Below are 25,500 nucleotides of genomic sequence, written 5' to 3'. Positions count from 1 at the left end.
GCATCGAGCCGCATAGGGAGACAGGCCATGACGCGTAGCTACTCGAACTGGTTCGTGCGGGCGCGGCTCAAGACGCGGCAGTTGCTGCTGCTCGCCGCGATGGAAGAGGAGGGCAACGTCCGGCGTGCCGCCGACGTGCTCGGCATGACCCAGCCTGCGGCGTCGCGGCTCCTGAAGGAGCTGGAGGACATGCTCGAGGTGAGTCTGTTCGACCGCACGCCTCACGGCATGCACGCTACCTTGTACGGCGAGGTGATGATCCGTCACGCGCGCATGGTGCTCTCGAATCTCAGCCACGCACACGATGAAATCTCGGCGCTGCGCGCCGGTCTGGCTGGCCAGGTGCGGATCGGCGTGATTGCCGCGGCGGCCGCGACGATGGTGCCGCGTGCGGTCGCCAGCGTGAAGGAGCGCTATCCGCAGCTGCAAATCTGGGCGGAGGTGGAAACGTCGGACGTCATGCTGCCGAAGCTCGCCGAAGGCGAACTGGACATCATGATCGGCCGGGTACTGGAGCGGCAGAACCAGTTCAAGGCCGAGGTCCGCTACGAACCGCTCGCCGACGAGCCGCTGTGCGTCGTGGCCCGTCCCGGCCATCCTCTCGAAAATGAAACAGGTTTGACACTGCGCGGAATCGTCAACGCGAGCTGGGTTTTGCACCCGCCGGGCAGCGTTCTGCGCCATCGCTTTGATCTGATGTTTTCGCAGATCGGACTCAATCCGCCCCAGAACGTCGTCAATACGAACAATTTTTTGGCGATTTCGAGCTTATTACTTCAAAGCGACATGTTGGCGGTTTTACCTGACGAAGTGGCGCGCCAATACCAACAGTACGGTGTTCTCAAGCAGATACCGATCGATTTACCGTGCAGAATGGATACATTCGGTATCATCACGCGCCAGTCGCATCTGCTTTCCCCGGCGGCCTCAGTCGTGCTCGAAGCCTTGCGGGAAGCCGCTGCCGAGGTGTATGGCACCGCTTTCGAGCCGACAGTGGCACGATAAATGCGTCTCCCTTTGCGATAGTCGCAATGGCAGCCGGCATTTTCGGCTCGGGAGGAACGCGCGATGTACAACAAACACGGAAAACGGCAACGCGCCGTCGACGATTCTTTTTCTGTTCGCTCCGGTGGAGCGAGCGCCTGGTTTAGTAACGGCATGGCTCTCAAATCGACGATTTACAAGGCGGAACTCCAGATCGCCAACATGGACCGGCACTATTACGCCGACCATTCCTTGACGATCGCCCGCCATCCCTCGGAGACCGACGAACGGATGATGGTCCGCGTCGCCGCCTTCGCGTTGTTCGCGCAGGAACGCCTTGAATTCTGCAAAGGCTTGTCGGACGTGGACGAACCGGACCTCTGGCAGAAGGACCTCACCGGCGCGATCGAAACGTGGATCGAAGTCGGCCAGCCGGACGAACGGCGCATCGCCAAGGCAAGCGGCCGCTCGAACGAGGTGATCGTGATCGCCTATGGCGGGCGCACGTCGGACATCTGGTGGCAAGGCGTGCGCAGCAAGGTCGAACGCATGCGCAATGTGACCGTGTGGACGCTCGGCGAAGACGTCGCCGCCGCGCTCGGCTCGCTCGCCGAACGGACCATGCGTCTGCAATGCACCGTGCAGGACGGCGAAGCATGGCTCGGTAGCGCCGACGCCGATGCGGTGAAGATCGAGTGGACGGTGTTGAAGGCGCCCGCCGACGCCTGGTAGAGTTTGTAGCGCCCAAGTCGGGCTAGGTAGCGCCGGTGCGCCGGGCGCGCTTTGCCTGAATTCATCTACGCCTATGTGCGCGTATCGACTTGGACTCCCGCGTGCCGCACCGAGGCTACGAGGCAGCGGTCGCGCCCGTCACAGCGACGTCACCCGCGCCGCTTCAGGTGGTCCTTTGAGCTCGACCATATTGCCCTCCGGGTCGAACAGATACAGCGACTGCCCAAACCCGTCCGCGCCATAACGTAACGCCGCCTCGCCGGGCCGCGCGCCGTGTTCGGCCAGATGCGCCTTGAGCGCCTCGGCATCGAACGGGTCGACGCGCAAACACACGTGATCCATGTTACGCCCCGCGCCCGGCACGCCGTTTTCGGGGTGATCGAGCTTCGCGCCGACCTGTAGCAGGTCGATCAGCGAGCGCCCCGCGCGCAACTGCGTCAGCCCCAGATCGGGCTGCTCCTTTTCGACGCTGCAACCCAGCACCTCGCAATAAAAGCGCGTCATCGCCGAAACATTCGACGCCCGAATGACGATGTGATCGATCTCGCGAATATGGATTTTCATATCGAACGCCCCAAGGCTTGCTCGCAAAACGGATGAGTAGCCACCAGTGTAGGAGAAAGGACGGCGCCGCGAGAGCGGGCGATGGACCGGCCACGAGGGGCAGATCGAAAATGTTCAGACGAAAAAAAGCCCGCTCTATGTGGAACGGGCTGAATCCATATCAGGAGGAGACATGGAGGAGACAGGTACTAATATACACATGGGCTTGGTGCGACGCAATAACTTTTTAAGGGAAAACCCGATATCGTGCCAAATTGCCGCAGTTTGAGGCGAAACGGACATCTGGCGGGGCCTCCGACCTACGAGGAAGCGCAATGACAGAGCAAGAACCGGGGCGTAGTGTGATGGCATGCGGCCTACATTGGTGAGCATCGACACCGACTTTCCGGGACCATCATGAACCGCACCAACCGTACCGAGACCGCCGGCGAAACCGCCGTCGGCAGCAGCAACTGGGCCACCGACGCCGAGCGTTGGGACGCCGTCACCCGCCGCGAGCCGCAGGCCGACGGCGCGTTCTTCTACGCCGTCAAAACGACGGGCGTGTTCTGCCGTCCGTCGTGCGCGTCGCGCCTGCCGCGCCGCGAAAATGTCGCGTTCTTCACCGACGCCAGCGCTGCGCGCGCTGCGGGCTATCGCGATTGCAAGCGTTGCCAGCCCGGCGGCCTGCCCCGCGAGCTGGAGATCGTCAATCGCGCGTGCGCCGCGCTGGACGCCGATCGCCAGCAACGCCTCACGCTCGCGCAACTGAGCGACGCGGTGCACGTCAGCCCGTTCCACTTGCAGCGCCTGTTCAAGCGCGTGGTGGGGGTGTCGCCGCGCCAGTATCAGGCCGCGCAGCGCGGCGCCGCGTTGCGCGATGCGCTGCAGAGCGGATCGGACGTGACGCGCGCCACGCTCGACGCCGGCTTCGGCTCGCCATCGCGGATGTACGACAGCGCTTCGGCGGAATTGGGCATGACGCCATCCACGTTTCGCCGCAAAGGCGCCGGGCTCACCGTGCGCTACGCCAGCGCGCCGACCTCGCTTGGCTTCGTGCTGATCGCGGCAACCGACAAAGGCATCTGCAAAATCGGTTTCGGCGACGATACCGCGATACTCGCCGACGATCTGCGTGGCGAGTTCGCCAACGCCGAGCTGGTCGAGGACGCAGCGCGCCTCGCACCGTTCCTCGCGCAGATCGACGCCTATCTGCGCGGTACCCGTCAGGACTTCGATCTGCCTCTGGATATCGCCGCCACTGCGTTCCGCCAACGTGTATGGGATGCGCTGCGGCGGATTCCCTACGGTGAGACGCGCAGCTATTCGCAGATCGCGGAAGCGGTCGGCTCGCCCCGGGCCGTGCGCGCGGTGGCGAGCGCGTGCGCGACGAATCCGGTCGCGTTGGCGATTCCGTGTCACCGGGTGGTGCAAAAGGGTGGGGCGCTGGCGGGATATCGCTGGGGCCTGCCGCGCAAGGCTGCACTGCTCGATAACGAAGCCCAGCACGCAGGCGATGTTACGGGCGATAAACCCAAGCGCCGCGAGCACGCGGCCGTCGCCACCACCACCAACCTGGACCACGCCGCGTGAGCACGCTTGACGACGTCGCAACACTCGAACTGCCTTTCAAACCACCCTTCGACTGGCCGCGCCTGCTGCGCTTTTTCGGCGGGCGCGCGACGCCCGGCGTCGAAGCCGTCGAAGACGGCGCCTATCGCCGCGCGATCGATTGGGCCGGCAACAGCGGCACGCTGACCGTGCGCCTGCATCCGCGCAAGCGCTGCATCGTCGCGCACATCGACGGCCCCGCGAGCCGTCACGCCGACGCGCTCGCCGCGCCGATCGCGAGGATGTTCGATCTGCGCGCCGACCCCAAGAAAATCGGCAACGAACTGGCCGCCGACCCATGGCTCGCTCCCTTGATCGAAGCCGCGCCGGGCTTGCGCGTGCCCGGCGCGTGGTCGGGCTTCGAGCTGGTGGTGCGCGCCATCGTCGGGCAGCAGGTCAGCGTGAAGGCGGCGACCACCATCATCGGACGACTGGTGCAGCGTGCCGGCGAGCGCATCGAGGGGCATCCGCATGAGAACACGGCGTGGCGCTTTCCGACGCCCGCCGCGCTCGCGGCTGTGGACCTGGAAAAGATCGGCATGCCGGGTAAACGCGTAGCGGCGTTGCAAGGCTTCGCGCAGGCGGTCGCTTCAGGCGACGTTCCGCTCGACAGCGGCGTCGCCGACGCCGACAGTCTGCGCGCAGCGTTGCTGGCGCTGCCGGGCATCGGTCCGTGGACCGTCGAGTATGTGGCGATGCGCGCGTGGCGTGATGCCGACGCCTGGCCCGCATGGGACCTCGTGCTGATGCAGTCGATCTGCGCGCGCGACCCGTCGCTCGTGCGGCCCACGCAGCAACGCACCCGCACCGATGCGTGGCGGCCGTGGCGCGCGTACGCGGCCATGCACCTGTGGAACGAAGTGGCGGATCGGGCCGGCGCCGCGCGCGGCGGCTGAAGTGATGCGGCAGTCGGGGAGAAGGGCCGCACGCAACTGGCGGATCGTGGGCAGGCGGCTGGCGCGATGGCGGCAACCAGACGCCACGCGAATCGCGCGTCGGGCGCGCGAAGGGTAGCGTAAGGCGCCCAGCAGCCCATTTCGCACTGGAATCAGGCCAGCTTGTGTCGTCCGAGGGCCTGCCGAAGCGGCCTCAAGCAGCCGTCGTGGCGAGATGTTAAAGTGCCCGCTACCCGAAAATTCCGCCGAACGTTGTCAACCGCGCAGTGCTGTCTGTATGCAGCGAAGCGGCACATGGCGGCCGACAACGCCCGACTCGCATCAATGCCAAACACGACACCTTCCCGCCCGAACGACGCGCTCTCGCACCGCCTGTCCGTGCTGACCGCAGGCCCGCAGCGCGACGCGCTGATACGCGGCCTGCGCGGCATCGAAAAGGAAAGCCTGCGCGTGACGCACGACGGCAAGCTCGCCATGACGCCGCATCCGGGCGCGCTCGGCTCGGCGCTCACGCATCCGTCGCTCACCACCGACTATTCCGAAGCGCTGCTCGAACTGATCACGCCGGCCGAACACGACGTCGCGATCACGCTCGACAAGCTCGCTACGCTGCATCGTTTCGTCTACGCCGAACTCGGCGACGAGATCATGTGGAACAACTCGATGCCGGGCCTGCTGCCCGACACGGACGACGGCATTCCGATCGCGCACTACGGCACCTCGAATATCGGCAAACTGAAGTACGTGTACCGCATTGGCCTGGCGCTTCGCTACGGCCGCACGATGCAGTGCATTGCGGGCATCCACTACAACTATTCGCTGAACGAAGAAGTGTGGCGGCTGTTGCATGCCGACCAGCAATCCACGGCAAACGCCGTCGATTTCCAGTCCGACCGCTACCTCGCGCTGATCCGCAATTTCCGCCGCACCAACTGGCTGCTGATGTACCTGTTCGGCGCATCGCCGGCTCTGGATCGCCGGTTCCTCCGCGATCGCCAGCACACGCTCGACACCTTCGACGCCGACACGCTGTACCGCCCGTATGCGACCAGTTTGCGCATGAGCGACCTCGGCTACTCGAACACCACAGCGCAGGCCGCGCTGCACGCCGACTACGACACCTTGCCGGGCTACCTCGACGCGCTCGCAAAGGCCGTGAGCCAGCCGTATCCCGCGTATGAGGCGATCGGCACACAGCGTAACGGCGAGTGGGTACAGATCAACACGAACGTGCTGCAGATCGAAAACGAGTTCTATTCGACGATCCGTCCGAAGCGCGTCACGCACCCGGGCGAGCGTCCGCTGCATGCACTGGCTGCGCGCGGCGTGCAATACGTCGAAGTGCGCTGCATGGACATCGATCCGTTCGAACCGATCGGCATTTCGCTGGAGACCTCGCGTTTTCTCGACGCTTACCTGCTGGTCTGCGCACTCGACGACAGCGCGCCACTGCCGCCCGACGCGTACGCGGAGGCGAATCGGAACTTCGGCCGCGTGACGATGGAAGGCCGCAAGCCGGGCCTCGAACTGACGCGCGACGGCAACCCGATCACGATGACGGATTGGTCGAACGAATTGCTCATCAAGATCGACGCGGCCGCGGCAACGCTCGACGCGCTGCACGGCGGCGACTCACACGCACGCGCCGTGGCGGTTCAGCGCGCGAAATTGGCGGATGCATCGCTGACGCCGTCTGCGCGTGTATTGCAGACAATGCGCGACAAGCAGCAGAGCTTCCTCGCATTTGGCCTCGAGCAGAGCGAGGCGCACGCCGCCTATTTCCGAGCGCGTCCGCTAGATGCCGCGCAGACGAAAGAATTCGCCGACCTCGCTACGCAATCGCTTGCAGAGCAGGCCAAACTTGAGCGGGAAGAGGTCGGTTCATTCGACGCATTCGTCGCGGCCTACAGGGCGTATACGCTGAACCGGTTTAGCGTCTAGGCGACGACCGCAGGCAACACAGAAAAAAGCAGCCTGAGGGCCCATGCCGTTCCGCTAGCGCGGAACGGCATTTTCATTTGTGAAGCAGGAGGCGGCCATGGAGGGCCGTTTTTTTATTGCGCACGGGCAACGTCTACGCAAAACGATGCCGGGCGCCCAACTGGTATCGGCATAATCTCCATTCGTTTCGTCCATTTGCGAATGCGCATGAAACACCGTGCCGGTGATACGGTCCAACTTTCATGACACGCTCCGTGGAGGGAGGCTTCAACGCGATGAAAAAAGGTCTGTTGGCCGTACTGTGCGCAGCGGCGGCGGGATGTTCGACACAGGGGCAGGTGGACCCGGACGTCATGCAGATCGCCACGACGCCATTGACGTGTTCCACCAAAGCCGAATGTGATGTCTGGTGGCAGCGTGCGCAGACGTGGGTAGCGGGCCATTCGAAGTACGAGATCGAGTCCGCGACTGACACGTTGATCCAGACATCCGGCCCGGACGGCGGCAAGCGCGCGCTGGCGTATCAGATCACGCGCGCCTCGAACCCGGACGGCACGGCGACGATTGGATTCGCGGCGCATTGCGACGGATCAATGGGTTGCAAACCGAACCCATGGGAGGCGGGCGCCGACTTCAAGCAATACGTACGAGGCGTACGAAGCAATACGACGACCGCACCGCAGAGCGACGCAAAACCATCACAACCCGCGCCAACGGCGATGCACCCCGATGCTTCGCAGGGACAATCGATCCCGGGAACGAACGGAGAGGCGATAACGCAGTGAGGAAGGAAGAGACAGCAACGCAGTCAGCGACGAACCGGTTCGCGATCCTCTACGAGGATCGCTTCATCAGATATAGCTTGTAGAGGATCCGATCGGCCTTGCACGCAAAAAATCAGACATGCTCACCCAAGGGCGCGAAAGCAAGCCAAGTGGTTCTAAGAAGTACGCTTCGGCGCGCGCAGCGCCGCCGGAAGAATGACACCCTTGTCACGAGTGCATGCAGGTGCACGAACACAGATTCCAGATGCACCACTACCCTGAGCAAACAAAGGCGCCCACTTAGCAAGATCGGTGTGAGCCGCTTTCTTTGCTTATCTTTCTTTGCGGCGGCAAAGAAAGTAAGTGCCTGCCCCGCACAGGGGCGACGCTAATAAACCACTAACAATTCAAGGAAAGGCCAACGCCACAGGCATACAGACAAAAAGCGCCAAGCCCCCCCAACAACTCAACAAAAAAACCACCACCGCCAGAGGCAAAAAAAACCCTCAATGCCCCATAGAAGGCCCAACCCCCTTCCTGGGCTTAGTAACCCAAACAAGCACCGCCAACACAAGAAACCCCGCACAGGAAATGCGAAAAAAATCATTAGTGGCCATCATATAAGCCTGCGCCGTAACGACCTGATTGAGCTGAGCGGTAAGACCATCCCCAGAAAGCCCGAGACCAGCCAACGCATTGGTATAAGCATTGGTATTAGCCGCATAGACGTTAACCGAGTCGGTCAACATCGCATGATGATAAATCGTGTCATTTTCCCAGTAAGTCGTACTAATAGCTGTCCCAATCGCCCCAGACAAAGTCCGAAAAAAGTTCGACAACCCGGAAGCACTGGCAAGCCGATCGTCCGACACGCTGGATAGCGTGATGGTGGTCATCGGCACAAAGAAACAGGCAACCCCGATCCCTTGCACCAGCCGCGGCCAGATCACATGATTGAACGGCACATCGAGCGTAAAAGTCGAGTTCCAGAACGACACGAACGCAAACACGATGAACGCAAAACTCGCCACCACCCGCAGGTTCAGCCGATGCATATTCTTGCCGATCATCGGCGACAAAAACAGTGCAAGAATGCCGACCGGCGCCGTCGCCAAACCGGCAAGCCCGGCGGTGTATCCCATCACGGTCTGCAGCCAGAGCGGGAAAATCACCACTGACCCGAAGAACGCCATAAACCCGAACGAAATAATCACCACGCCGAGCGCGAAGTTACGATCCTTGAACAGCGAAAGATCGACGACGGGTTCCTTGTCCGTCATCTCCCACACCAGCAGGAACGCAATCGACACCACCGCGATAATCGTCAGCGTGATGATAAACGTCGAGTTGAACCAGTCTCGATCCTTGCCGAGGTCGAGCACCATCTGCAGACACGACACGCCGATCACGAGCAACGCGAGGCCGACGGCGTCGATACGCTGTTTAGTGACCTTGGTTTCGCGACCACGCAGCAGCACGAACGCGCTTACCGCCGAGAACAGGCCAATCGGCACGTTGATGTAGAAGATCCACGGCCACGTGTAGTTGTCGGTGATATAGCCGCCCATCACGGGCCCGAAAATCGGCGCGCAAATCACGGTCATCGCCCAAAGGCCGAGTGCGAGCCCGCGCTTTTCCGGCGGATACGAGCGCATCAGAATCGTCTGCGAAAGCGGGACCATCGGCCCGGAGACGAGCCCTTGCACCAGCCGGAACGCGATCAGCGACTCGAAGTTGTGGGCGAAGCCGCACAGCGCCGAGGCGATCGTGAAAAGCAGAACGGACAGCGTGAACAGCCGCACCTCGCCGACGCGCCGCGCCAGCCACCCGGTCAACGGCACCGCGATCGCCGAGGCCACGGAATACGACGAGATGACCCAGGTGCCCTGACTGGTCGCCACGCCAAGGCTGCCGGAAATGGTCGGCACGGCGACGTTCGCGATCGATGTGTCGAGCACTTCCATGAACGTACCGAGCGCGAGACCGACGGTGAGCAACGCCAGCGCCCCGCCTTTGAGCGGCGTGGGTTCGGCGGCGGGTAGGGCTTCGGCGGGAGCCGTGGCAGCCATATGTGTTTCTCCTCAGCCGGGAAAAGCTTGTCGCGGCAGCTTTATCGCACCCTTCGGATGGCGTGCTTACATGCCGGATCATCCTCTGCCCAGACAGACATTTTCAAACAACGGCGCGTTCAAAAGCGCCTCTTGGTTACGACCCGCCGTGACCTGGCGGCGGTTCTTCGGGTGAGTCTTCCAGCAATTCCTGCGACGGTCCGAGACCGCAACACGCGCTTGCTCCCTCATCGATGCCGTTCGCAATGAAACGGCCGAGCAGGTCGAGCAGGGTGGCGTGCTCCGCGGCGGAAAATCCGCGCAGCTGCTCGTTCAACACAGCGGCACCCAGGCTGGGCAATTGCCGCGCCGCTTCGTGGCCTTGCGGCGTCAGCTCCAGCTTGACCATCCGGCGGTCGGCGTCGCTGCGCGTACGCACGATAAAGCCTTTCTTTTCAAGGCGATCGAGCAGACGCGTCATTGATCCGCTGTCATATGACATGACGCGCGACAACTCGAACGGCGTGCTCGCGCGTTGCGCGGATAACACCAGAATCACGCCGATCTGCTGGGCCGTCAGTCCTAACGGTTTGACCGCACGATCCATCCGCTCGACAAGCACGTTTCGCGCTTTCGTCAGGTAATAGCCAAGACTCGATTCGAGGTGAATCGCGTCCGCGTTGTATGGGCCGTCGGTCATCGTGTATCCGGGAACATCGTCGAGCAGAACGGATTCTAGCTGCCCAGGCAGACAAGTCAAATTTCATTTCGCGCCGTGCGAACCGTCGTGCGAACGACGCAAAAAACAACACCACGGTGCGCGCGGAGCAAAGTATCTTGAAATTTAATTGCATAGTCAATATTATGACAGGCAACGAGTTACGCGCGACCCGCGCCACCCGAGACCATGTTCTGACCGCTTGTCAGCACGCCGCGATGGCGCCGTGCGAAAAGGATTGTCCCGATGCTGTACCTCAAAAACACCCTTGGCGGCTTGAGCCGCTCCCTGACCGATTCCGCGCTGAGCAGCTTCCAGGGGCCGCATCGCTGGTGGAAACTGGCCTTGTTCGCCGTGCTGTTCGTACTGCCGGGTGGATCGGTGGGCGTCGCGGTGTTGGCGTGGGTGGAGCATCGGCGAGGACAGAAGGGGAGCGAGGCCGCCCCGGTGGAATCGGTACGGTCCGTCATTGCGGCGGCGAGTGTCACCACGGTCGCTGCAGCAAGCCCGGCGGGCGCTTGCCAGGCGCGCTCAGGCTTGCCGTGCCGGGCTGCGGCGGGCAAGCTGGCCCGGCAGCCCACGTCGTCGGATTCGCGGATTTAATTCTCTTCTCGTAGAACCGGTCCTGGTTGGTGTGCGGCGCTTTTCCGCCGCCCATGGCGACCCGGCCGGTAACAGCACGTAACCATCGCGACACCCTAAGTAACACACCTCCGCCGCCCCCCGCATTACCCTTTCAGTATCCCGCGCCCAAGCGGCCCATACGCTAACATTCCGGCAGAGCCATGATCTCGCCCGGCCGGCAGTGCCGCCATCGGCCGCACTGCGGCGTCCAGAAGGAATCCATTGCATGCAGTTTGATCGAATCGCGCGCACGCGGGCGCTTGCGCCCCGCGCCCTGACCATCACGGTAGCCGCGGCGCTCGCCACCGTAGTAGCCGGTTGCGCCGTCGGCCCCGACTACAAGCGGCCCGCGGCCGAGATCCCCGCGTCCTACAAGGAAGCCGCGCCCGGCTGGAAAGTCGCCCAACCGGCCGATCAGCACGACCGCGGCGACTGGTGGACCATTTATGAAGACCCGCAACTCAATACGCTCGAAGACAAGCTGAACACGTCGAACCAGACCATCGCCCAATTTGCCGCCGCCTATCGCCAGGCGCGTGCACTGGTTGGCGAAGCACGCGCGGCGTACTTCCCGACCGTCGGCGCATCGGCGGGCGTTACGCGCTCCGGCAATGGTTCAGGCAGCACGACCACCACCTCGAGCCGTTCCGGCGTCAGCAACAGCTTCAACGTGCAACTCGACGCAAGCTGGGAGCCGGACCTGTGGGGCTCGGTCACGCGGTCGGTCAATTCGCAGAAGGCCGGCCAGCAGGGCGCCGCCGCCGATCTGGCGAATGCGCGGCTGTCCGCCCAGGCCACGCTCGCGCAAACCTACTTCTCGCTGCGCGCGCTCGACTCCACCCAGAAGCTCCTCGACGACACCGTCGCAGCCTATCAGCGCTCGCTGCAACTCACGCAGAACCAGTACGCAGCCGGCGTCGCCGCGCGCTCCGACGTGATTCAGGCGCAAACTCAGTTGCAATCGGCACAGGCGGCCGCGATCGACAATGGTGTGCAGCGCGCCCAGGACGAGCACGCGATCGCCGTACTCGTCGGCGAACCGGCCTCGAGCTTCTCGATTCCGCCGATGCCGCTCACCGCCACGCCGCCCGCCGTGCCCGCGCAAATGCCGTCGGCGCTGCTCGAGCGGCGTCCGGATATCGCATCGGCTGAGCGCAAGGCGGCGGCGGCGAACGAACAGATCGGCGTCGCGATCGCCGCGTTCTTCCCGACGCTGACGCTGTCGGCCACGGGCGGTTTCGAAAATTCGGTGTTCTCGCAATTGCTGACCGCGCCGTCGCGCTTCTGGACGCTCGGCCCGCAACTCGCCGCCACGATTTTCGACGCCGGCTTGCGCGAGGCAAAGACCGAAGCCGCTCGTGCGACCTACGACCAGGACGTCGCGACGTACCGTCAAACGATTCTGACGGCGTTCCAGGACGTCGAGGACAATCTCGCCTCGCTGCGCATCCTCGAACAGGAAATCGTCGTGCAGCAGCAAGCGGTGGATTCGGCGCGTCAGGCGCTGGCCATCGTCACGAACGAATACAAGGCGGGTACGGTCGGTTACGTCAACGTGCTGACCGCGCAGACCACGGCCTTCACGGCCGAGCAGAAGCTCGAGACCATCGCCGGGCAGCGGATGGTGTCGTCGGTGGGTCTGGTGAAGGCGCTCGGCGGCGGTTGGGATGCGTCGCAAATGAACCGCGAAACCGGCGATGTGGCGGCGCCCGCGCCGCTGCCGGCGTCATCGGTCTCATCGGCGACGCCGGTGGCGCAAAGCAACTAGTGCACGAAGGTCAACGCAACGGTATCCGGACCGCTTGGCCGGCCCAATAGATTCAGCAATCCCGCGAGGTTGTCGTGCGCTTCCGGGGCGGCGCTGGCCGTCCCGCGAAACAATGTCGAGACGGCCGACACCGTGCCATTGCCGGTCAGCATCAGCGGCCCTTTGAGAGTCGTCAGATCCAGCGTGGACGACACACCCTGCGCCTGAAACAGCAGCCGGTAAGAACCCAGTGGCTTGACCAGCGAGACGCGCGAACTGACATCGTTCAGGGTCACGGTCAGCTGGCCGAACGCTTGCTGATTGAAGGTGCGCCAATCGGACCACGCGAGGCGCACGTCGCCTTGCAGATCGAGCGTATTGAACGGCGCGCCGAGGCCGCTCAGCAACGAAGCCGGCACCGCCATCGCACCCGGCGTGATGGTCGCGCTGCGCAGCGTCGCATCGACGGTGACCGGGTCGGGCATCGCTTCGCTGTGCCGCATGGTCATCCGCACACGGCCGGTGAAGAGCGGCCAGAACGCCGTGCGCCATTCGAGCCGTCCCGGCAGCAAAGTCGCCGCGCTCATGTCGGAACCGGCTGCGAGCATCAGCGTGGCCGAGCCGTGCCACAGCGAGCCGGCCGGATCGACGAGATTGACGTGGCCGTGAGTTTGTCTGGCGAACCGCGGCGTGATCCAGGCGGCCGGCAACATCGTGAGCATCACGGCCGCGCTCGCCAGCACCGCGACCGCCAGCCAGGGAAGCGCGGCGCGCAGGCGCCGCATCCAGTAAGTCATGCGAAATCCTGTAACGGCGCGGTCATTTCGCGGTAGACGGCTGCATCGACGCCGTCAGATCTACCTGGCCGTCTTCCTTGAGCGCGCTCACATGCGCCTCGGCGACCTGCACCTTGAACTGCTTGCGGGCATCGTCGACCCAGCTCGTCCACGCGGGGAACGCCACGTTCTTCATCTGGATCTGCACCACGTTGCCGATCACCTGCACCTGGGTCGCGGCAAGGCCGTGATCGCCGAGCGAGGCGGTGAGCGCGTCCTTCAGCGCCGCGCCGGTCGGCGCGACACCTTGCGCCGCTGCGGAAAGCTGGCGGGCTTCGCTCGACTGCGCGGTCATCTGCGCCAGCTGGCGCTGCAAGGCAGGCAGCGATTCATGCAGACGCGCGCGGCCATCCTGCGCCGGCGCCCACAGCACCGACCACGCGATCACCACGGCCAGGACGCCGCCCCCCCATGCCAGCAGCGTTTTTTCGCGCTCGGTGCGCTGGTCCCAGAATCCAGCCCAGCTTTGGGCAAGTTCAGCTTTCATTGTCCGTTCCTGATGGTCCACTTGCCGGTATTGCTGTCGATCGCGCCGCTCAGGCCGTTGCGAGCGAGGCGCTTGGCGAAATCGGGATCGAGTTTCACCTCGGGCTTGAAGGTCACGTCGAGCCGCCGGTCGTGATAGTCGAGCGCGGCGATGCCGTTGACCGGCACCGGCGCCAACGAACGCGCGAGGCCGTCGGCAAGCGATAGAAAATCGTCCGGTGACAACTCGCCTGCCGCCACCCGCAACTGTTGCAACTGGCGCGACATCTGATCGGGCGCATCGAGCACGACCGTCGTCTTGGGGAAGGCATTGAGGAGCAGTTCGGTCATCTGCGTGTTGATCGCGTCGCGCTGGCGCGCGAGCATCAGCCACTGCACGTTCGCGCCGACGATCGCGATCACCAGCGCGGCCACCGCCAGCATGACCGGCAGGCGCAGACGCCGCAGCGTCGCGCGGTCGAGCCGCCACGGCTGCGAGGCGAACTCGAACTGGCACAGGTCGAAGCGGCACGCCAGCGCGCGGCGTGCGAGTTGCTCGAACGGCAGCGGGCTGGCCCCATGGATATGGGCAGCGAGCTTCGCCGGGCTGGTCGCAGCAAGACCCGGCTCGTTGCCGGGCACCTCCGTCAGCATGTACAGCGAGATCGGCGCCGCGCCGGCGAGCGCGCTGAGTGTCCCGTTCACGGCGCTAGCCGGCACTGCCAGCCCCTCGCCTTGCATACCGCGCGCGATAGCCAGTTCGACGCGCGGCGCACCGTTGACGACCGCGCTTTCGACCGCACTCCCAAGCAGCAAGGCGGGCGCGGTCTGGACGACGGCGCCGAGCACGGCCGCCACCATCGGCACCATCGGCACCGCCGATGCGGCGCCTGGCGCCCCCTCCGGCGCCACGCCGGGCAGCGACGTTGTCATGCTCGCCGAGCCCGCCATGACCGGCTCGCTTGCGCCGACCGTCTCGGCGACTTCGACGGGTGTGTCGAGTGCGGCCGCTTGCGGCAGGCAGCGCGTGACCGGCACCGCGCGCACGCTGCGGTGGCCGGCGGCAGCAAACGCCTCGCAGATGAAGCGGAACCAGCCGCGATCGATGATCGCGAGCAACTGCCTCCCCCCCGCGACCGGTTGCGGATCGACGGCGATGTGACAGGTTTGCGGGTCCTGGATCAGCTGATCCTCGACGACATTCGGCAACGCCTGACGCAACCTCGGGCCGCGCAAGGGCGGCAGCTTGGCGGGCATCATCAGCAAGTCGCGGGCGGCGATCATCAGCACCGTCGACGTAGCGCGCGGCAGCAGCACGAGCGCCGAGCGGCCCGCGCGTTGGGTGCGGCCCGACTTGTCGAGCAGCACGAACGGCAGCTCCGGCAGTTGCCATTCCTGCGATGGCACCGCCGGATCACGCGGCGGCAATAGAACGATCAGCGTGCTCAAGGGCCACTCTCTCTGGGAAAGGCGTTATTCATAGTTGGTCTTGTACCCGCACGATACGCGTAGTGTGAGTCAATCCGTCGCGATAGACGAGAGTCGTGCGGTCCACTTCCGCGCGTTCGTGCTGCACGCGGCCGTGAATCAGAAAATAGTTCGTGTTGACATCCATTTCAGTCGAATCGATCGCGACCGACTGTACGCCGGCGCCGCGCAAGGCGAGTTGCACATCGCTGACGTTATGGAAAAACACTGTCTGCCGGCGCGCGACGAAGGCTTGCGCAGAGGACAGATTCATCCCCGGCACGATTGCCGCGATCACTTCGGCGGAGGCCGTATTCATATTGACTGCCGACACCGTCGGCAGCACGGTGACGAACGGCCGCAAGCGCGCGATCATTTCCGGCGTATAGCCGGGGATATCGAGCAATGAATCGACACTTGTCATTTGCAGCGGCGCGACCGCCGCGTTGTCGTCGCCGTCTTCGATACCGGGTTTGTCCGTGAAGCTGCCGCTCGTGGCGCCGCCGCCCGCGGTGATCGGAGCCGCCGACGATCCGGTGATGGACGTAACGGTCTGAAACCGTGTCGCCGATTGAGCGAGGCTTGCGCGCATCTGCACGGCGGTGTTCTTGGCCAGTTGGCTATTCACGCCGAGGGATACCAGCAGGCGCTGGTAGGCGCCGATCTGCTCCGTGTTGATCTGCATGACGCCCGGCGCTGGGCTCGAGACCAGATTGCGGAGGTTGAATTTCGCCTGGGCGTCTTCGATCGAGCCGGAGAGATAGGTCGCCTGGCCTTGCTCGGCTCTGACTTCACCGATTTGCCCGAGGAAATCCGACAGGCGAGTTTTGGCGATGGGGACACCCCATAGACCGCCTAAGTAGGTGATGCCTGCCGAGGTGTCGCCCTCCGAGCGGAGGATCAGGCGCGTCCAGTCCAGCGCGCCGCGGGCGACCCATTGCGCCTGCGAGAGGAGACGTTGGTTTTCTATCCTTCGGATTTGGACTTGCTGGCGCCAGAGCATGCCCGATACTAATATCGCCGATAGCGCGACGACTAGCAGGGCGCTGATGATTGCTGCTCCGCGTTGGTTTGCCTGCGGCGCTTGCTGTTGGTTTGCCTGCGCGGCGCTGGGTTGTTTGCTTGCGGTGGTGGTGTTTGCTTGGGTTTTTTGCCCGCTTGGCGCTTTTGTCCGCGCGCTTACGGCGTTGGCCTTTCCTTGTTTTGTTATTGGTTTATTAGCTTTCCCCCTGTGCGGGGGGGCACCTACTTTTCTTTGCCGGCTGCAAAGAAAAGTAGGCAAAAGAAAGCAGCTCAAACCGCTAATGCTAAGCGGGAACCGTAGCCCAGAACCGCCAGTGGCTCCGTGGAATCCGTGTTCTCTCACATTCGGCGCCAGTGACAAGGGCGTCATTCTTCCGGCGACGCTACGCGCGCCGAAGAGTACTTCAGAAAACCAGTGGCCGAGTTCCCGCGTCGCGGAAGCCGTCGGCTTCGCCTCGGCGAGGCGCCCGCCTGGTTGGTCGCGAGTTGCGCAAGCGCTCGAAGTGCAAGGCAGCAATTGCGAACGGAGTGGGACCAGGTGCACCACTGGTTTTTTGAAGTGCTCTTCCGGCGAGCACGTCGTGCGAGACGGGAGGTATGACGCCCTTGTCACTGGCGCGTGCAGGGACGCGGACACTGACTCCACGGAGCCACTGGCGGTTCTGGGCCACGGTGCCCGCTTAGCATTAGCGGTTTGAGCCGCTTTCTTTTGCCTACTTTTCTTTGCGGCGGCAAAGAAAAGTAGGTGCCTGCCCCGCACAGGGGCGACACTAATAGACCAATAAGAAAACAAGGAAAGGCCAACGCCGCAAGCGCGCAGACAACCACGCCAGGCAGCAGGCAAAAAACCCAAGAAAAGCCCAACGCCAGCGCGTCGCAAAGACAATAAACCCAAACATCGCGGAGACAAAAAAGAAACCCTCATTTCACTCTCCGACGAGAAAAACCCGCATAACAGGCCGCGCCAACGACTTAGCCCCAACACTCACTTCCAGCCCAGTCACCGACCGCGGCAGCGGCGCATTCCCCAACTGGGGCACCTTCAAATTATTGTCGTTCTCCGTAATCGCACTCTGCACATCCTTCATCTGCGTGGTCCAGCCTACCTTCGGCACATAAAGACGAGCAGAAATAGCACCGACGCCCCCCATCAAAGGGACCGCCGTCCAGCCCTCTCCCTCGCCGCCGCGCAGCGCGCTCCTCAACTCACCGACATTCGCCAGCGGCGGCGACGCGTACCGCACCACGCGCCCCTCGGACACGCGATACCTCACCACCTGCAAACGCGGCGCCGTTCCCGGCAACACCATCTCCCGCACGATCTGCAGCACGCTGCCGCTAACCGACACCGCCGCCTGCCCGGACTCATCATCCGATGCGGCCTGGCGCACGTCGATCCGCATCTGGTCGAACAGTTGCGCAAAAACGCGCTCGTCTTCCATCGCGTTCGTGATCGTCTCCCGGCCCCGGATGATCTGGTCAAGCCCGCGCCACGACAGCACGGCAATCACCGCCATGATCGCGATCGCGACCAGCAACTCGATCAGCGTGAAACCACGCGCGCCCGATCGGCCGCGGCGCTCAGAGCGAACGGTTGTTTTCATTCGCGACCACCGTGACCATCTGGGCGAGATTGCCGGAACGCCCGGGCGCCGTCACCGTCACTTCCACTCGACGAAACACCGGATTCGGCGTCGCCGTCACATGCTCGGTACAGATCAATTCCAGATTGCCCTGCGAGCAGTCAAAACTCGTCGAGCCGACGTTCGGCCAGCCATGCGTTAAATGCAGCTGCGCCAGCGTATTGTCCGCGCTCCATCCCGCCAGCAGCCGTCGATGCAAATCGGCTTCGCCGTTCGCCAGGCTCCCCACCGCGCGCAACGACGCCGCCAGCGCAATCGCGATGATCGCCAGCGCCACCAGCACTTCGATCATCGTAAAACCGCGCTGCGCGCCGTGGTCAATCTTGCGAACGCCTCTGTCCCTGCAACGACGCATCTCAGTGCACCTCATAGCGGCCATCGCCCGTGCTGACGATCGTCGCGCGTCCCGCCGCAGAAAACAGCGTGATCTGCACGGGCACGTCGATCGCTTCAGTGCCGAACACGACGCGGCTCGGGTGCGAGTCCGACCCGGGGTAGTTGATCGTGACGCCGGTCACGCCGCCTTCCCAGTTGCGTGGCCCAAGCAGGTCGTCGCGCAACGGACGCCAGCCGTCTTCAGTACGCAGATCGAAACGGAAGCCGCCATCGAGCGGCTGCCAGGCGATCGGCCGTGCGCGCACCTGAGCTTCGTCGCCGGCCGATTCGAACAGCAGCGCGAGACGCTGCGCTTCTTCGTTCAGATCGGTGCGCGGGTTGCGAGTCATGGTCAGGGCGGTCAGCGAGACCAGAATGCCCGCGATCACCAGCACCACCATCATTTCCAGCAGCGTGAAACCCGCCGCGCGCTTCGGGCCGCCCGAGCCGAAACCACGTGCGTCACGCCGGCCACGCATGCGCGCGCCGACGCACGCCATGCCCGGCGGCGACGCCGTACACGGAGTGTCCACACGGGACCTGCAAGCGGACAGTCGCATAGTGCCGGCCACGACCGATCCAACTACTGCCACGACCCTACGTCGGCGTCGTTGCCTTCGCCGCCCGGTTTGCCGTCGGCGCCATAACTGAACACGTCGATCTCGCCATGCACGCCGGGGTTCAGATACTGATAGCTATTGCCCCACGGATCGTTCGGCAGACGTTCGAGGTAGCCACCGTCCTTCCAGTTGTTCGGCACCGGGTCCGTACTCGGCTTTTCGATCAACGCGTGCAGACCTTGTTCCTGCGTCGGATAACGGCCATTGTCGAGACGGTAGAGTTTCAGCGCCTGCATCACGGTGCCGATGTCCTGCCTGGCGGCGACACGCCGCGCTTCGTCCGGACGGCTCATGATTTTCGGCACGATCAGCGCGGCCAGAATGCCCAGAATCGCAATCACGACCATGATTTCAATCAGCGTGAAACCGCGCTGACGACGGCTGCGCGGACCCGCGATTTCATGACGGCGAAGGGTCGACAGTTGCATAGCTTGCTACCTCTTTTCAGGTGGAATTTTCGATCGGGCGGAATTCGCGTGTCAGGCAATCACGGTGCCATTGAACACGCCCGGCCGGTCATTTTAATGTCATGTACTTGAAGGGTTCCAACCTAACGCAATTTTCACAATAGTCCGTACAATATCCGCATGAACGCTATCCAAATCCGCCTTCTGTCGCTCGCGCTGTTCGCCGTATTCTGCGCGACGCTGACCTACTGGGTCATCACGATCTCCACGACGTCCGGCGCGCCGTTGCCCGCTGCCGCCGCGCATACACAGGTCTCGACCGACCAGGCCGCTACGCTGTTCGGCGGCCAGCTCACCCGCAACGCCAACCAGGACGTTCATCTATTCGGCATCCTCGCGTTGGGGGAAGGGGCCGCGGCCATCGTCAGCGTCGGTGGTGAACCGCCACATGCGGTATCGCTCGGCAGCACGCTCATGCAAGGCGCCAAACTCTCCGAAGTCCGCGCCCGCTCGATCATCATCGACCGCAATGGCGCGCATTCCGAAGTGTTCCTGCCGGCCAACCCGGCAGGTCCTACGATCTACGTTCGCTGATCTGCGTGCGCTGATTTACGTTCGCTAACCCAGGCGTTCCGCCTGGCTTCAGCTGTCCGCCTTACTGCACCAGGTTGTTCAATTCGATGATCGGCAGCATCACCGCCAGCACGATCACCAGCACCACACCGCCCATCGCCAGAATCAGCAACGGCTCGAGCAGGCTCGTCAGGAACATCGTGCGACGCTCCAGTTCGCGTGCTTCACCGTCGGCCGCACGATCGAGCATGGTCGTCACGTCGCCGGTCGCTTCACCCGAACGGATCAGGTGAACCAGCACCGGCGGAAACGTCTTCGTATTGCCGAGCGCGCGCGACAGTGATGTGCCTTCACGTACCCGCACGATCGCATCGTCGATGTTCTCGCGCATCGCGACGTTGCTGAGCGTTTCGGCCGCGGCTTGCAGCGCGCGCAGGATCGGCACGCCCGCCGCCGTCAGAATGCCGAGCGTGCTGGCAAAACGCACGGTGTTGTAGCCGCGCACGAGTTTGCCAAGCAGCGGGGCGGTCAACAGCCACCGGTCGAAAGCGAGGCGCGGACCAGGCTGCTTCAGGATCGAGCGCACCAGGTACACCAGCACGGCCACGCCGATCAGCATCGCCCACCACCAGTGCCGCACGAAACCGGACAGCGCCATCATCATGACGGTGAGGATCGGCAGTTGCTGCTTGGTGCTGGCGAACACGTTCACGACTTGCGGCACCACATAGCTCAGCAAAAACGTGACGATGCCGAAGGCGATGAGGGTCACGATCGCCGGGTAGGTGAACGCGAGCACGATCTTCTGCTTGAGCGCGTTGCGCTGCTCGATGTAGTCGGCCAGACGCGACAGCACGAGACCGAGCTTGCCGGTATGTTCGCCGGCCGCCACCAGCGCGCGATAGATCTCGGGGAAGTCTTTAGGATGCTGCGTCAGCGCATTCGCAAGCGAGTGGCCGCCGAGCACTTCCGCACGAATCGACGCCATCAGCTCGCGGATGTAGTCGCGCTCCGATTGCTCGGTCAATACCGACAACGCTTCGTCGAGCGGCAGGCCGGCGATCAGCAGGCTGGCCAGCTGCCGCGTGAGAATCGCCTGCTCGCGCTGCGACAAACGCCGCCCCAGCGACAGGCGTTGATTGCGCTCGCCGCGTGTGCGCGTCGCCGCCGGCTCGACGACGAGCGGCGTCAATCCTTGCGAGCGCAGGTTGGTCCGCGCGCCGCGCGCGCTATCCGCGTCGAGCACGCCTTTCTGCGCTTTGCCCGCCGCATCGATCGCTTCGAAACGAAATGCCGGCATGCGCTTATGCTCCGCCCGTCACGCGAATCACTTCTTCGAGCGAGGTCAGCCCGGAGGTGAGCCAGCGGTCCGCGTCTTCACGCAACGTGCGCATGCCTTGCGCACGGCCCGACGCCAGAATTTCCGCATCGGATGCGTTGCGGTGAACCAGCGTGCGGATGTCGTCGTCGATCAGCAGCAGTTCGTAGACGCCGCGCCGGCCCGCATAGCCCGACTGCCCGCACTTGTCGCAACCCACCGGATGCCAGCGCACGCTGCCATCTTCCTCGACGCGCTCTTCGCGGCACACCGGGCACAAACGCCGCACCAGCCGCTGCGCCAGCACGCCGAGCAGCGACGACGCCAGCAGATACGGCTCGACGCCCATGTCGGTCAGACGGGTCACGGCGGAGGCCGCATCGTTCGTGTGCAGCGTCGCCAGCACCAGGTGGCCCGTGAGCGACGCCTGCACTGCGATCTGCGCGGTTTCCAGGTCGCGGATTTCACCGATCATGATGACGTCCGGGTCCTGCCGCAAAATCGAGCGCAGCGCCCGCGCGAAGGTCATGCCGATACGCTCGTTGACCTGCGTCTGGCCGATGCCCGAGAGGTCGTATTCGATCGGGTCTTCGACCGTCATGATGTTGGTGGTCGCGGTTTCGAGCCGCGACATCGACGCGTACAGCGTGGTCGTCTTGCCCGAGCCGGTCGGCCCGGTCACCAGCACGATGCCGTGCGGCTTGCCGATCAGCCGGTCGAACCTGACGAGCGTGTCGGGCGCCATGCCGAGCGCTTCGAGGTTCAGGCGCGAGGCGTCCTTTTCCAGCAGACGCAGCACCGCGCGCTCGCCGTGGCCGGTCGGCAGCGTGGAGACACGCACGTCGACCGGACGGCCGCCCACGCGCAGCGTGATCCGGCCGTCCTGCGGCAGACGCTTCTCGGCAATGTCGAGCTGCGCCATGATCTTGATCCGCGAGATCAGCGCGCCGTGCAGCGCCTTTTTCGGCCGCACGACATCGCGCAACGTGCCGTCGACGCGGAAACGCACCACCGAAGACATCTCGAACGGCTCGATGTGAATATCCGAGGCCTGTTCGCGCGCGGCCTGCGTGAGCAGCGCGTTGATCATGCGGATGATCGGCGCGTCGTCTTCCGATTCGAGCAGATCCTCGATCTCGGGAATGTCCTGCATCAGACGCGACAGATCGACTTCGCCTTCCACTTCGCCGACCACCTGCGCCGCGCTGCCGTCCTGGCGCGCATACGCCTGGTTGATCGCAAGCGCGAGTTCGTCAGCCGGCACGCGCACTACGGACAACGCGCCGAAGTTGCGCGCGACTTCGGCCAGCGCCGCGTCGCTGGTGCGTTCGCTGATCCAGACTTCGAGGCTGTCGGCATGCTGATGCGCGACCAGGATCTGGCCGCCGCGGGCGAAGCCGTAGGGCACGAGGCGCGCGGCGACTGCAGACGGCGCGATGCGTTCGGCATGCTCCGTTACGATCGCGGGCGAATTCGCCGAAGCTTGCGTCGCTGCCCCGGCTCGCGCCGCTGCGGGCGACCCCGAAGCTGACGGCGGCGTGGACGGCGTGCTCACGGCTGCGCTCCAGGCGACGCCGTGGACGGTGCCGCGGGTACCGGGTTCGTCTGGACAGCGCCGCCATTCGTGGCCGGCGGCGGCGCCATCTGCTGACGGCGCATCTGGTCGAGATTGAACAGGTTCATCGCGGGCGAACCGCCCTGGCTCGGGCCGAGCGGCATCGGCGGAACCACCGGATCGTCCTTGTCCCTGATCAGGTTGTTATCCGACTTGTACGCCCCCGTCATGCCCTGGACGTAGTCGTAACGGTTCGACGTCACGGCCTGCGCCGTATCGCGATCGGTGATGATCACGGGGCGCAGGAACACCATGAGGTTGGTCTTGGCGCGGGTCTTCTGTTCCGAGCGGAATAGCTGGCCGAGCCAGGGAATATCGCCGAGCAGCGGCACCTTGCTGTTGCTGACCTGGTAGTTGTCCTGCATCAGGCCGCCCAATACGATGATCTCGCCGTTATCGGCGAGCACCGTCGACTGGATCGAACGCTTGGTGAACTCCGGGCCGGCCGGGTTGGTCGCCGCGTTGGTCGTGCCGTTCACGATCGCCGAATCTTCGGTGTAGAGCTGCAGCTTGAGAATCCCGCCGTCGGTGATCTGCGGCTTGATGTGCAGCGTCAGACCGACATCGACGCGGTCGTACGTATTGAACGCGTTGCTCGTGGTGCCGCTCGTGAGGTTCGAATACGAGCCCGTCTGGATCGGCACGTTCGTACCGACGACGATCTTGGCTTCTTCGTTATCCAGCGTGATGAGGTTAGGCGTCGACAGCACGTTCGCGTCCGAGGTCTGCGACAGCGCCTGCAACAGCGCGCCGAGTCCCTGCACGCCGAAAATGTTGTGAATCCAGCCGACGTTGAGCCCCTGCTGGATCCCTCCGTTGCTTGCGAGCGCCCCGGCGAGACCGCCGGTGGCGCCCGTCGCCGCGGCGGCCGCCGTCAAGTTGATGATGCTGTTGCTGTTGCCGCCGGGCGCGACAAGGTTGGTGCCGGCAAAGATCGAATTGTTCGCGACCTGCCACTGAATGCCGAGATTGGCGTTCGTATTCGAGTTCAGTTCGACGATCAGCGCCTCGATGTAGACCTGCGCGCGCCGCGCGTCGAGCTGGTCGATCACCGCCCGCAGGTTGCGGTACACCGGCTCGGCCGCCGTAATGATCAGCGAGTTGGTTGCAGAGTCCGCCTGGATCATGCCACCCGGCTGATTGTCGTCGCCTTTGTCCTTGTCCCCGCCCAGCAGGCCGCCGGAACCGGCGCCGCTGTTCGAGCCGTATCCGCCGCCGGCGCCGCCACCCAATGGTGAAGACATCGAACTGCTGTTGAGTCCACCCGACGGCAGCGGCGGCGTACCCGCGGTGCCTGTCGAATTGCTGCCCAGCCCGCCACCGCCGCTCTGGTTGAACGAGTTCGCTTCGGTAGACCCACCCGACGAGCCAGTGTCGCCGGCTTTGCCGAGCATCCCGCGCAAGGTCTTGGCGAGCTTCGTTGCGTCCGCATTGCGCAGCGCCACGACGTGCATGTTGCCGGGCATGCTAGTCGGCGCGTCGAGTTCCTTCGCCAGTTGTTTGGCAGCCGCGAGCCGGCCACCGTTCGACGCGCGGATCAGCAGCGAGTTGGTGCGCGGATCAGCGGTGATCGACACCTTGAGCGTCGCGTCGGTGCTGCCGATCGCGCCGGGGTCGAGCATCTTGGTCAACTGCGCGGCAATGTCGATCGCGTTGGCGTTCCTCAACTGCACGACCGCCACCGACTGGCCCGCCGCCGTATCGACACCCGCGATGATCTGCGCGATGCGCCGCACGTTGTCGGCGTAGTCGGTCACGACGATCGAATTGTTGGCCGGGTAGGCCGCTACGGTATTGTTCGGCGAGATCAGCGGACGCAACACCGGCAGCAGGTTGTTGGCCGATTCGTTCTTCAGCACGAACACCTGCGTGACCACCTGGTCGCCTCGCGCCACCGGCGTATTGCCGACGTAGGTCGGCACGCCTTGCAACTTGGCATCGGCCTCGGGCACGACCTTCAGTACGCCGTGGTCCTGCACCAGTGCGAAGCCCTGCATCCGCAAGGCGGACTGCAAGGTCTTGAGTGCCTGATCTTCAGGCACTGCATTTTCCGACACGAGGTTCAGCTGACCCTTCACGCGCGGGTCGACGATGATCGTTTTGCCGGTCGCCGCGCCGATCGCCTTGGCCACCTGGTCGATATCGGCGTTCACGAAGTTGAGTGTCACCTGTGCCTGTGCTGTCTGCGCGGTGATCAATCCAGCCACCAGCAGCGCCGTTGCGACGCGACGCAATGCCATACGATTTCTTCTCATGGAATGTGGGATCGATGCCGACGGCCGTAGCCGTCGAAGGTCATGCAGTGCGAACATTTGAGCAGCCCGCCGCCCTGTCGGTCTGCCAGCCAGCCTCATGGACGATCACCGCCCTCGATGCCGGACCTCCAATGTCCAAAAGAAAGGAACAGTAACAGTTTTTCATGTCGGATTTGTCACAAAACGAACAGCTCCGTGCGATTACTCTAAAGACCGCCGCAGGCTGTCAAGCAATTGAAAGCAAATGCGCATCTGTGCGCCGAGCCGCAGAAACGCTTCGTTTTACGCTTGATTA

23 protein-coding genes are annotated in these 25,500 nt (G+C 63.9%); 9 read left to right on the top strand and 14 right to left on the bottom strand.

The window, feature by feature from the left end; genetic code table 11:
* The first annotated feature begins 27 nt into the window (after positions 1 to 27).
* Both DSC91_RS25850 and DSC91_RS25845 read left to right on the top strand, forming a co-directional pair.
* Positions 28 to 1,005 carry a LysR family transcriptional regulator gene (locus DSC91_RS25850; RefSeq protein WP_115781465.1) on the top strand — a complete coding sequence of 326 codons (978 nt, stop codon included), beginning with the start codon at positions 28 to 30 and terminating at the stop codon, positions 1,003 to 1,005.
* A gap of 153 nt (positions 1,006 to 1,158) precedes the next feature.
* Positions 1,159 to 1,716, top strand: a complete 558-nt coding sequence (locus DSC91_RS25845; protein WP_115781464.1) for a YaeQ family protein — start codon at positions 1,159 to 1,161, stop codon at positions 1,714 to 1,716.
* A gap of 138 nt (positions 1,717 to 1,854) precedes the next feature.
* On the opposite strand, the gene DSC91_RS25840 is transcribed toward DSC91_RS25845, so the two are convergent.
* Complete coding sequence (locus DSC91_RS25840; protein WP_115781463.1) at positions 1,855 to 2,280, bottom strand: VOC family protein; 426 nt, start codon at positions 2,278 to 2,280, stop codon at positions 1,855 to 1,857.
* 396 nt (positions 2,281 to 2,676) lie between these two features.
* Here DSC91_RS25840 and ada point away from each other — a divergent pair, with 396 nt between their 5' ends.
* The 4 genes from ada to DSC91_RS25820 all read left to right on the top strand — a co-directional run bounded on the left by ada (position 2,677) and on the right by DSC91_RS25820 (position 7,492).
* Positions 2,677 to 3,852, top strand: a complete 1,176-nt coding sequence (gene ada / locus DSC91_RS25835) for a bifunctional DNA-binding transcriptional regulator/O6-methylguanine-DNA methyltransferase Ada (protein ID WP_115781462.1) — start codon at positions 2,677 to 2,679, stop codon at positions 3,850 to 3,852.
* Positions 3,849 to 4,766: a DNA-3-methyladenine glycosylase family protein gene (locus DSC91_RS25830; protein ID WP_115781461.1), complete on the top strand. Its 918-nt coding sequence runs from the start codon at positions 3,849 to 3,851 to the stop codon at positions 4,764 to 4,766. The genes ada and DSC91_RS25830 overlap by 4 nt, the downstream gene beginning before the upstream one ends.
* Before the next feature lie 324 nt (positions 4,767 to 5,090).
* On the top strand, positions 5,091 to 6,707 hold the full coding sequence (gshA, locus tag DSC91_RS25825; RefSeq protein ID WP_115783507.1) for a glutamate--cysteine ligase: 1,617 nt from the start codon (positions 5,091 to 5,093) through the stop codon (positions 6,705 to 6,707).
* 275 nt (positions 6,708 to 6,982) lie between these two features.
* A complete protein-coding gene (locus DSC91_RS25820; protein WP_115783506.1) occupies positions 6,983 to 7,492 on the top strand; it encodes a hypothetical protein in 510 nt (169 codons plus the stop codon).
* Between the two features lie 485 nt (positions 7,493 to 7,977).
* Here DSC91_RS25820 and DSC91_RS25815 read toward each other — a convergent pair whose 3' ends face one another.
* Positions 7,978 to 9,540, bottom strand: coding sequence for a DHA2 family efflux MFS transporter permease subunit (locus DSC91_RS25815; protein WP_115781460.1), 1,563 nt, complete (start codon positions 9,538 to 9,540; stop codon positions 7,978 to 7,980).
* 136 nt (positions 9,541 to 9,676) lie between these two features.
* Positions 9,677 to 10,219 carry a MarR family winged helix-turn-helix transcriptional regulator gene (locus tag DSC91_RS25810; protein ID WP_115781459.1) on the bottom strand — a complete coding sequence of 181 codons (543 nt, stop codon included), beginning with the start codon at positions 10,217 to 10,219 and terminating at the stop codon, positions 9,677 to 9,679.
* Between the two features lie 264 nt (positions 10,220 to 10,483).
* Here DSC91_RS25810 and DSC91_RS25805 point away from each other — a divergent pair, with 264 nt between their 5' ends.
* Together DSC91_RS25805 and DSC91_RS25800 are read left to right on the top strand one after the other, a co-directional pair.
* Positions 10,484 to 10,840, top strand: coding sequence for a hypothetical protein (locus DSC91_RS25805; RefSeq protein WP_115781458.1), 357 nt, complete (start codon positions 10,484 to 10,486; stop codon positions 10,838 to 10,840).
* Between the two features lie 247 nt (positions 10,841 to 11,087).
* Entirely contained in the window at positions 11,088 to 12,629 is a 1,542-nt protein-coding gene (locus DSC91_RS25800) for an efflux transporter outer membrane subunit (protein WP_115781457.1), read from the top strand.
* On the opposite strand, the gene DSC91_RS25795 is transcribed toward DSC91_RS25800, so the two are convergent.
* From DSC91_RS25795 to gspG, 8 genes are all read right to left on the bottom strand, one after another.
* The gene (locus DSC91_RS25795; RefSeq protein ID WP_115781456.1) at positions 12,626 to 13,405 is read right to left on the bottom strand and encodes a type II secretion system protein N; all 780 of its coding nucleotides are present in this window, start codon (positions 13,403 to 13,405) and stop codon (positions 12,626 to 12,628) included. The genes DSC91_RS25800 and DSC91_RS25795 overlap by 4 nt on opposite strands.
* A 22-nt stretch (positions 13,406 to 13,427) precedes the next feature.
* Positions 13,428 to 13,931 (bottom strand): type II secretion system protein M, encoded by a 504-nt coding sequence (locus DSC91_RS25790; protein WP_115781455.1) that lies wholly within the window; start codon positions 13,929 to 13,931, stop codon positions 13,428 to 13,430.
* Positions 13,928 to 15,358 carry a type II secretion system protein GspL gene (gene gspL, locus DSC91_RS25785; RefSeq protein WP_115781454.1) on the bottom strand — a complete coding sequence of 477 codons (1,431 nt, stop codon included), beginning with the start codon at positions 15,356 to 15,358 and terminating at the stop codon, positions 13,928 to 13,930. The genes DSC91_RS25790 and gspL overlap by 4 nt, the downstream gene beginning before the upstream one ends.
* Positions 15,359 to 15,386: 28 nt before the next feature.
* The gene (gene gspK / locus DSC91_RS25780) at positions 15,387 to 16,430 is read right to left on the bottom strand and encodes a type II secretion system minor pseudopilin GspK (protein ID WP_115783505.1); all 1,044 of its coding nucleotides are present in this window, start codon (positions 16,428 to 16,430) and stop codon (positions 15,387 to 15,389) included.
* Positions 16,431 to 17,325: 895 nt separating this feature from the next.
* Positions 17,326 to 18,003, bottom strand: a complete 678-nt coding sequence (locus DSC91_RS25775; protein ID WP_115781453.1) for a PulJ/GspJ family protein — start codon at positions 18,001 to 18,003, stop codon at positions 17,326 to 17,328.
* On the bottom strand, positions 17,981 to 18,397 hold the full coding sequence (gene gspI / locus DSC91_RS25770) for a type II secretion system minor pseudopilin GspI (protein ID WP_115781452.1): 417 nt from the start codon (positions 18,395 to 18,397) through the stop codon (positions 17,981 to 17,983). The genes DSC91_RS25775 and gspI overlap by 23 nt, the downstream gene beginning before the upstream one ends.
* A 1-nt stretch (position 18,398) precedes the next feature.
* On the bottom strand, positions 18,399 to 18,977 hold the full coding sequence (locus DSC91_RS25765; protein ID WP_115781451.1) for a GspH/FimT family pseudopilin: 579 nt from the start codon (positions 18,975 to 18,977) through the stop codon (positions 18,399 to 18,401).
* A 23-nt stretch (positions 18,978 to 19,000) separates the two neighbouring features.
* On the bottom strand, positions 19,001 to 19,465 hold the full coding sequence (gene gspG / locus DSC91_RS25760) for a type II secretion system major pseudopilin GspG (RefSeq protein WP_115781450.1): 465 nt from the start codon (positions 19,463 to 19,465) through the stop codon (positions 19,001 to 19,003).
* A gap of 159 nt (positions 19,466 to 19,624) precedes the next feature.
* Between gspG and DSC91_RS25755 the strand changes: the two genes are divergently transcribed.
* Positions 19,625 to 20,038 carry a type II secretion system protein N gene (locus tag DSC91_RS25755; protein WP_115781449.1) on the top strand — a complete coding sequence of 138 codons (414 nt, stop codon included), beginning with the start codon at positions 19,625 to 19,627 and terminating at the stop codon, positions 20,036 to 20,038.
* 61 nt (positions 20,039 to 20,099) lie between these two features.
* Here the strand turns inward: DSC91_RS25755 and gspF are convergent, their stop codons facing one another.
* From gspF to gspD, 3 genes are read right to left on the bottom strand one after another with little or no spacing between them, the layout of a single operon-like run.
* A complete protein-coding gene (gene gspF / locus DSC91_RS25750; protein ID WP_115781448.1) occupies positions 20,100 to 21,317 on the bottom strand; it encodes a type II secretion system inner membrane protein GspF in 1,218 nt (405 codons plus the stop codon).
* A 4-nt stretch (positions 21,318 to 21,321) separates the two neighbouring features.
* Positions 21,322 to 22,890 carry a type II secretion system ATPase GspE gene (gene gspE / locus DSC91_RS25745; protein ID WP_115781447.1) on the bottom strand — a complete coding sequence of 523 codons (1,569 nt, stop codon included), beginning with the start codon at positions 22,888 to 22,890 and terminating at the stop codon, positions 21,322 to 21,324.
* Positions 22,887 to 25,190: a type II secretion system secretin GspD gene (gene gspD, locus DSC91_RS25740; protein WP_115781446.1), complete on the bottom strand. Its 2,304-nt coding sequence runs from the start codon at positions 25,188 to 25,190 to the stop codon at positions 22,887 to 22,889. The genes gspE and gspD overlap by 4 nt, the downstream gene beginning before the upstream one ends.
* Positions 25,191 to 25,500 lie beyond the last annotated feature (310 nt).

Origin of the sequence: Paraburkholderia caffeinilytica (genome assembly GCF_003368325.1) — a bacterium.
Lineage (GTDB): Bacteria > Pseudomonadota > Gammaproteobacteria > Burkholderiales > Burkholderiaceae > Paraburkholderia > Paraburkholderia caffeinilytica.
Note: the sequence above shows the minus strand (reverse complement) of the source record. Positions and strands in the feature narration are given on the sequence as shown.